General features: G+C 35.9%; 6 protein-coding genes. 2 read left to right on the forward strand and 4 right to left on the reverse strand.

Features of this window, described 5'->3' with window-relative positions; genetic code table 11:
- Positions 1–249 precede the first annotated feature (249 nt).
- The 3 genes from ACIQ1E_RS12760 to ACIQ1E_RS12770 form a co-directional block, all read right to left on the reverse strand.
- Positions 250–780 carry a hypothetical protein gene (locus ACIQ1E_RS12760; protein ID WP_396171690.1) on the reverse strand — a complete coding sequence of 177 codons (531 nt, stop codon included), beginning with the start codon at positions 778–780 and terminating at the stop codon, positions 250–252.
- Positions 781–966: 186 nt separating this feature from the next.
- Entirely contained in the window at positions 967–2,130 is a 1,164-nt protein-coding gene (locus ACIQ1E_RS12765) for an HNH endonuclease family protein (RefSeq protein ID WP_396171691.1), read from the reverse strand.
- On the reverse strand, positions 2,127–3,341 hold the full coding sequence (locus tag ACIQ1E_RS12770; RefSeq protein WP_396171692.1) for an adenine-specific methyltransferase EcoRI family protein: 1,215 nt from the start codon (positions 3,339–3,341) through the stop codon (positions 2,127–2,129). Before ACIQ1E_RS12770 ends, ACIQ1E_RS12765 begins: the two co-directional genes overlap by 4 nt.
- Positions 3,342–3,504: 163 nt before the next feature.
- Here ACIQ1E_RS12770 and ACIQ1E_RS12775 point away from each other — a divergent pair, with 163 nt between their 5' ends.
- Positions 3,505–4,185 (forward strand): DNA methyltransferase, encoded by a 681-nt coding sequence (locus ACIQ1E_RS12775; protein WP_396171693.1) that lies wholly within the window; start codon positions 3,505–3,507, stop codon positions 4,183–4,185.
- 127 nt (positions 4,186–4,312) lie between these two features.
- Here the strand turns inward: ACIQ1E_RS12775 and ACIQ1E_RS12780 are convergent, their stop codons facing one another.
- Positions 4,313–5,356, reverse strand: a complete 1,044-nt coding sequence (locus ACIQ1E_RS12780; RefSeq protein WP_396171694.1) for a tyrosine-type recombinase/integrase — start codon at positions 5,354–5,356, stop codon at positions 4,313–4,315.
- 341 nt (positions 5,357–5,697) lie between these two features.
- On the opposite strand from ACIQ1E_RS12780, the gene ACIQ1E_RS12785 reads away from it, so the two are divergent.
- Positions 5,698–8,193, forward strand: coding sequence for a heavy metal translocating P-type ATPase (locus ACIQ1E_RS12785; protein WP_396171696.1), 2,496 nt, complete (start codon positions 5,698–5,700; stop codon positions 8,191–8,193).
- Positions 8,194–8,416 lie beyond the last annotated feature (223 nt).

Genomic DNA, 8,416 nt, shown 5'->3' on the forward strand with positions numbered 1-8,416 from the left:
ATTAATGGGAAAGTAATAAATGCGTGCATCCGTTCCATTGGATAATACCAATTTAACCGTTTTATTAAATCTTTTTTTGTCATTTTTCTGTTTTTATTTATTGTCAGTTTGTACACTTGCAGCTAACGTTCCCAGGCTTTACGTCTGTTGCGGATTAAGGAAGCCGTAATTTTCGGTTTTGCACTGACTTCAAAGATACAAAACAAACTTTAAATTAAGCCCAAAACCCGCAATAGCGTAAAACCTGTGTTAGGCGATGTTTTTTATAACACTTTCGATTTTATTTATGTTTTCTAAGTTTTTTCCATAATCTACAATTGTTGTCTTCAATTTTGGACTACTTGAAAGTTGATATTCAAAATTATTTTCTTTGTTTGATTTCAAAATTATTTTAATTTCTTCTCCCCAAGATTTCATTGTCATTCCTGTCTTAAGTAAAACTCCATTTTCGATTTCTGTCATTTTCATTTTTCTGATTGTTGGGTCTAACTTTAATTTTTGAATTAGTTGTTCTTTATTCAGTTTAGTTTCTATTTTTTTAGTTTGATTTACTCCAATATTTTCATCTGTGATATTTTTAACTCCATCTTTTTTTAGTTTGTACCAATGAAAAGAGACTAAAATTAAAGACATAAATATTCCGAAGAATAATGATGCAGTGATATTTTTCAAAATAATTGTTTTACTAATTTCGTCAAAGCCAAATAGAGTCATTAATGAAAAGTAAGGAATTGCTGTTAATAAAAATGTCTTTATATAAAGTTTCGTAATTGCTTTCATATTTTTCGTTTTTTTTCAAAATATCGCCTAACGTCCCAGCAGCTTGGCGAAGTGGCGGTTTTTCAGCACAAAGTTACTAAAAATTCCTTAACTTTGATTAAGCAATTCGTTTCAAAAAAAGCACCGAACCCGCCATTTTGCCAAACTGCTTGTTGGCAGCTGGGCTTATTTTATAAATACTTAATATTATTTATTCCCTTTTGCTCTATTATGAGATTTGCATAACATTTCGCAGTTTTTTGTGTCTGTCGCTCCGCCTTTGCTCCAAGCTGTTACGTGGTCTGCGTCCATTTCAGAAAGTTTCCATATTTTTGATTTGTTTGCATCGTGTCCGATTGTACAAAAAGAACAATTTGAAGTTCCTTTTTTTTCTGCTTCTGCTGTTTGAATGGCATAAGTAGATTTTTTTGTCGCTTCGTCAAATACTCTAACTTCTAAAAGTTTTGTGTCTGTTGAACCACCCAAAATATATTCAAAAACTCCTTTTCTGCTTTTTATATATGGGTCAGCGTATAGTTTTTTTACTTGTTCTGAAACAGTTTTTGAACTATACGGTTTTTTGCTGTAAGTTTCATAAAGTCTTCCCCATTCAAGTCCTTTCATTTCACTTTCAACGTCTGTAAATACAGTTGAAACCCAGTCAATAACACTTGTAAAATAATTTTTTAGTTCTGTTATATTGTTGTCAAATCTATGTCGGCTCATATAGTCGCCCACATTGTCTTTGCTTACCCATTCCAAAGCTCTTTCTAAAAAGTCTTGTCGGTTTGCACTACCTGAAATGTAGGCACTCCATTTTTGAATATTTGCATTTTGACTATTGCTAAATTCTTCTTTACCAAGTGTTACAAATGGTCCAGAATAAACTGCGTTCAATAATTCTTGATTTGTCAAAGGAACACCTGAAATATTAATGGTTCTAAACCATTCCTTTATTTCGCTTTCTGTCCCTTCACATTCATAAATTAGAAGTTTTGTATTTAATATTTTTTCTTGTTTGTCTTTTGCAATACCACTAAAGTATTGTTCCATTCCATTTTCATCTTTAATTGCAAATTTGCCTGTTACATATCTTCCAAAACTTGTAATTCTTTGTTGACCATCCAAAACTTCTAATTTATTTTCTGTTGGTTTGTTGAAATAAATTAATCCTAAAGGATAGCCTTTTAATAAAGATTCTATGACACGAACATCTCTTATACCATCAGCATAAATATAGTTTCTTTGGTATTCGGGTTGAATTGTTAATTTACCTGATAAACCAAAAAGACCTTTGCCTTCAAGTGCATTGTAAACAAAACCCTCGCAAATATCTCTAACGCTTATATCTGTTTTTAGTGTTGTTATCATTTTTTATGTTTAATAAATATTCTTTGATATGCTGATTGAACAATATGTCCTTCTTTATTAATGAAATAATTTTTTTTACCATCATTTTCAGTCAAATTTGCATTTTCATTTGTTTTACCACCTGAAGAACCTGTTTTTTCACCGTTTTGTTTCACTTCCCAATAATCATCGTATTTTTTTGTATCAGGAACTTTATCGTGGCAACCTCTTTGAGTTGCACCCAAAATAATAAATTGTTCTGGATTGTATTTTGGTAAAAAACTTATTGGAACTCCCATAACTCCGTTGTAGTCGCTTGGAATTGCGTCTGTAAAAGGAATTTCGATTGCATCATAGTTGTCATATTTTTGATACTCTTTACCTTTTACTTCTTTGTGCTTGCTGAATTTTATATTATCTGCCATTGTCATAAGCGGTAAAAATTGGTGTCTTATACCGTGGTCAAGATTTGTAAACCATCCTGTTCCAGCAACGCTAACCATTTTTTTTCCTTCGGCACTCATTTCAACTTCTGTACCACTTAAAGCGTAATCATCAGGAACAGTAAATGTCATATTTTTACCATTTAATCTCTTATTAAATCTACTTCCTGTCCACATTTTATTGTTTTGAATTAAAGGAAAGACTTCTTTGTAAGTTATTGCGTTCATATTTCCAATAATTACAAATTTCTTGTTTGCTTCAACTATCCAAGCCAAAAAATCTCTAAATAAAGAAAATGGTGGATTAGTTATTATTACATCTGCTTCGTCTCTTAATTTTTTTATTTCTTCGCTTCTAAAATCTCCATCGCCCTTTAAATAAGTCCATTCTAAATCGTTTACATCAATTTTTTTATCACCATTTTTATCGTGAGTCAATGTAAATATCTTACCATTTACAATAGTCTTATTTTTGTCAAATTGCGGATTGTTGGTTTCAAAAAGGGTAGGTTGATAATTAACTTTAATGTTTTTACTTTCGGGTGCAAAACTTGTACTAATTAACTTTTTAAGTTTAAGTCTTTCAAAATTTTGTGCAAAAAATTTGGTGAAGTTGCTCCATTCTGGGTCATCACAAGGAAGTAAAATAGTCTTATTCTCAAATACATTTTGGTCGTATTCCAGATACGCATTTATTTCGCTCTCAATGTCGTGATATTGAGTATAAAATTCATCGTTTTTTCCCGTTTTAGCTTTTGATAAGTTGCTATTCTTTCCATTTTCCGCCATTTGTTGTCCGATTTACGGCAACAATTCAAAACGGAATTTCTTTTTTTGGACAGTTGTTTTTAGCCCCGAGTTCCGTTAGCCTTGCTGCCAACGGGTTCGGGCTTGGCGAAGTTGCCGAACCGAAAAGCTAAATAGAAGTACAAATGTTTAAAATTAAGAACGAATGTTGATAGAAGAACAAAACGGCAATTTTGCCAAACCCGTGTTAGGTGCAGTGCCTTCTGTGGTGTATAATGAGGATTGTGTGGAGGGTTTAAAACGCTTTTCTGATAATCATTTTGACCTTGCGATTGTTGACCCACCTTATGGCATTGGAGCAAGTGAAATGCAAATGGGTAATAATGCAAAAAAGAAATGGAGTAAAGGCAAAAACTGGGATAATGAAACGCCAACTGCTGAATATTGGGAGCAACTGTTTAGGGTATCTAAAAATCAAATTGTTTGGGGTGGTAATTATTTTGAATTGCCATTAACAAAAAGCTGGATAGTTTGGGATAAAAATAATGGAGAAAGTGGATTTGCTGATGGTGAAATGGCTTGGACTTCTTTTAATAAGCCAATGAGAATAAAAAAAATACACTGGACTGGTTCAGCTTCAAATTGGGAAGATACAAATGGCAAAATACATCCAACTCAAAAGCCATTAAAACTTTACAAATGGCTATTAAAAGAATTTGCGGTGGAAGGCAATTTGATTTTAGATACTCATTTGGGGAGTGGCTCAATTAGATTGGCGTGTAATGAATTACATTTTGCATTTACAGGATTTGAAATAGATAAGGATTATTATGAAGCACAAGAAAAGCGTTTTAAAGATTTTGTCAGCCAACTCCGAATGTTTTAGGGTGTCCGTTGGCATTGCACCTAACTTGTATATAGGCGAAACAAACCTTCGTATATACACCCAAAATTGGGTAGATTGGCGAAGGTTTGTTTCGCTTTATTGTTGCATCAAATATAATAATTTTTTCTTACAAATCATCAAAAGGACTTTTTATTTGTTGAATACTTTTCGTACTAACATGCGTATAGATTTCAGTAGTTTTGCTGCTATTGTGACCTAATAATTCTTGTATGTATCTCAAATCAGTACCGCTTTCGAGTAAATGAGTAGCAAAGCTGTGCCTGAGCCAATGCAAAGTAGCAGGTTTAGTAATTCCCGTTTTTTGTAAGGCTTGTTTCAATATAAGTTGTAAACTTCTGGCATCATATGGTTGTCCCTTTATTTGCCCTTCAAACAAATAGGTTGTGGGTTTGCATACAGTGTAATATTCCCGCAACATTTCTAAAATTTTTGGCGATAGCGGTGCAATCCTGTCCTTTTTGCCTTTGGCGTTTTTAAGCAGGACCAAATTTCTTTTAGAATCGATATGAACAGGTTGTAGCGCCAATAATTCGCCACAACGCAAACCACAACTATATATCAGCGAAAGCATCATTTTATGTTTGATGTTGCTATGGGCATTCAAAATCAATTTAATTTCTTCTTTGCTCAAAACATTAGGTAAAACCTTGGCACGTTTTGGGCGGTGTATTTTATCGACCATCATTTTGGTGTCGCGAATCGTCATAAAAAATAACTTAACGGAGTTGACAATCTGGTTCTGATACGAAGCCGAAAGATTATTTTTCAAAATGTACTCGTTGTTGTACACAATCAAATCCTCATTGGTAATATCGGCAATGGGTTTTTCTCGGTAGAAAATCAAGAAGGATTTTAGGGCTTCGCTATAAGTGGTTATCGTACTTTCGCTATAGCGTTTGGAGCGCAGCCATTGCTTGAATTTCTCGATTTGTTCGATACCTTCTGTCGAAGGAATAGTGTGTGAAAGTGGTGTGAGTTTAAACCGAATTCGGTTTTCCTCAGTATCAGGTAGGTGCCAAGCGCGCAAAGTTTGACTCCAGCGAGTGCCATCAATTTGCTTAATGCGAGCAATTAAATCTAAATCCTTTTCGAAATATACTGCTATACGTTTTTCTTTTTTGTGTGTGATGATTTTGGCTTCCCATTCCATAAGCGGTGCTTTTGTCTGCTAAAGTAGTTTATTATTAAAAACAGTCCAAATCATCAAAACGGGTGCACAACAAATTACATTTTATGACTGTTTGTACACCGAACTACTATATTTATGGCACACGGATGACACAGATTGGACGAATTTTACACAAATTCTGATTCTATTTAAATTACAGAAAAAAAATCCTTGAGAATCTGTACAATCCGCGTCATCTGTGTGCCAATTACAATTTGATAAAAAGAAACAGCATTTATGTTTAAAGGCGTTTGTCCTGCATCTAATCGGCTATAAATTATCTACAGGATTAATTCCGTAAATTTGCGCTTCAAAACGATAAAATGACACACACCTACATTATTACCGGAATGTCGTGCAATGGCTGCCGCACAAAAGCCGAGAAAGCCTTAAATGATATAGATGGAGTAGAAGCCGCAGTTAGCTTGGATCCACCGCTAGTAACGATTACATCCGAAAAATCGGTTTCGGTTTTTAAACTTCAAAAGGCACTGTATGCTGCTGGTAATTATATAATTAGTGAAGTAGATGCTTTCAATTCTATCTACAGCACACCGCAACCTAGCGAAATGAATGCTGTATCATTACCTAGCTCTGCTTCTGGAAAATACTATTGCCCGATGTTTTGCGAAGGAGATACAGTCTATCACACGCAAGTGGGCTGCCCTGTTTGCGGAATGGATTTGGTCAAAGCCCCCGAATTAATCGCTACCAAAACTACTTACACTTGCCCGATGCATCCCGAAATTGTTCAGGATACACCCGGAGATTGCCCCATTTGCGGAATGGATTTGGTAGCAATACAACCAGTTGAAGAGGAAGATTCAGCTTATCTTGATTTGTGGCGCAAATTGAAAATTGCCTTGGTCTTTACCATTCCTGTTTTTATCATTTCGATGCTGGAAATGGTACATAACAATCCGTTACTGCAATTGATGGAAACCCAAAAATGGAATTGGGTACAATTTGTTTTGTCGCTTCCCGTGGTTTTCTATGCGGGTTGGATGTTTTTTGTCCGAGCTTGGAAATCGATGCTGACTTGGAATCTCAATATGTTCACGCTGATTGGAATTGGAACGGGTGTTGCTTTTTTGTTTAGTGTGGCAGGACTTTTATTTCCTCAATATTTTCCCGCTGAATTCAAACACTACGGCACAGTTTCGCTTTATTTTGAGGCTTCGGTGGTAATATTGACCTTAGTGTTATTAGGCCAATTAATGGAAGCCAAAGCCCACGGACAAACCAATAAAGCCATCAAAGAATTACTGAAACTCGCTCCAACCGAAGCAACTTTAGTTTTCGAAGGACAAGACAAAGTAATCTCAATTCACGACATCAAAAAAGGCGATTTTTTACGTGTAAAACCCGGCGAGAAAATCCCAGTCGACGGAAAAATAACCGATGGTGAAAGTACTATAGACGAATCGATGATTTCGGGAGAACCCATTCCTGTTGATAAAATAGTTGGTGATCCTGTGATTGCAGGAACTATCAACGGCAATAAATCTTTTGTGATGGTTGCCGAAAAAGTGGGTTCGGAAACTTTACTTTCGCAAATTGTACAAATGGTCAATGATGCCGGTCGTTCGAGAGCGCCTATTCAGAAATTAGCCGATAGTATTGCCAAATATTTTGTACCCACGGTGGTGGTTATTGCGGCATTGACCTTTATTATTTGGTCGAATTTTGGCCCCGAACCTGCTATGGTTTTTGGTTTTATCAATGCGGTGGCGGTTTTGATTATTGCTTGTCCCTGTGCTTTGGGATTGGCCACACCAATGTCGGTGATGGTTGGAGTAGGCAAGGGAGCGCAATCGGGTGTTTTGATCAAAAATGCTGAAGCTTTAGAAAATATGAACAAAGTAAACGTTCTAATTACTGATAAAACGGGAACCCTAACCGAAGGAAAACCGTCTGTAGAACAAGTGTATTCAGTTGATAATCAGGATCAAAATTTGTTGCAGATTATTGCTTCTGTGAATCAATACAGCGAACATCCTTTGGCGCAAGCCGTAGTGAATTATGCGCAATCAAAAAAGGTTTCTTTGATTGAAGTCACGGATTTCAAAGCCATTTCAGGAAAAGGAGTTGTAGGAACTGTAGTCGATAAAAAAGTAGCTTTAGGCAATAAAAAGCTGATGGAACAACTGAATTCAGCTGTTGCTGAGGATTTGGAAACTAAAATCAGTACCGAACAAAAACTGGGCAAAACAGTCTCTTATATTTCCGTTGATGGTCTTGTGGTGGGTTTTGTTTCAATCTCCGATAAAATCAAAGCGACCTCTGCCAGTGCAATCAAAGAACTGATGCGTCAAGGTGTTACAGTGATTATGATTACAGGCGACAACGAAAATACCGCCAAAGCTGTCGCCGATGAATTGCATTTGACTGGTTTTATTGCCAATTGTTTGCCGGAAGATAAGCTCAACGAAATCAAACGCCTGCAAGCCGAAGGGAAAATTGTTGCGATGGCAGGTGACGGCATCAACGACGCTCCCGCATTGGCACAAGCCAACGTAGGAATTGCAATGGGAACAGGCACCGATGTCGCAATTGAAAGTGCTCAAATTACTTTGGTTAAAGGCGATTTGCAAGGCATTGTCAAAGCCAAAAACCTTAGTCATGCCGTGATGCGAAACATCAAACAGAATTTGTTTTTTGCATTTATATATAATGTGTTGGGAATATCCGTAGCTTCGGGACTCTTGTATCCTGTTTTCGGTTTGTTGTTGTCGCCGATGATTGCCGCCGCCGCAATGAGTTTTAGTTCGGTTTCAGTCATTGCGAATTCGCTGCGCTTGCGAAGTTTTAAAATGTGATTTACGATATTCAACTGACGTACTATTAACGTTATTCTTTACCCACACGTCTCTTCGAGTGATTTTTATAGTAATGCGCCAGCTTTACGATAAAAGTTGTATCGAGAAGTTTTTAGTAAGGGTTCTCGATACAATTTTTAAAGCAATACTTTTCTTTAATAATTCAACTTTTATTTGGCTTTAAAAATCACTCGAACTGACGTACTATTAACGTTATTTTTTA

The sequence above is a fragment of the Flavobacterium sp. genome (assembly GCF_044348915.1).
GTDB lineage: Bacteria > Bacteroidota > Bacteroidia > Flavobacteriales > Flavobacteriaceae > Flavobacterium.

Bases quoted from the DNA above. Each gene is read 5' to 3' on its own strand.
- ACIQ1E_RS12760 (WP_396171690.1), bottom strand. From the start codon at position 780: ATGAAAGCAATTACGAAACTTTATATAAAGACATTTTTATTAACAGCA.
- ACIQ1E_RS12765 (WP_396171691.1), bottom strand. From the start codon at position 2,130: ATGATAACAACACTAAAAACAGATATAAGCGTTAGAGATATTTGCGAG.
- ACIQ1E_RS12775 (WP_396171693.1), top strand. From the start codon at position 3,505: ATGTTGATAGAAGAACAAAACGGCAATTTTGCCAAACCCGTGTTAGGT.
- ACIQ1E_RS12785 (WP_396171696.1), top strand. From the start codon at position 5,698: ATGACACACACCTACATTATTACCGGAATGTCGTGCAATGGCTGCCGC.
- ACIQ1E_RS12770 (WP_396171692.1), bottom strand. From the start codon at position 3,341: ATGGCGGAAAATGGAAAGAATAGCAACTTATCAAAAGCTAAAACGGGA.
- ACIQ1E_RS12780 (WP_396171694.1), bottom strand. From the start codon at position 5,356: ATGGAATGGGAAGCCAAAATCATCACACACAAAAAAGAAAAACGTATA.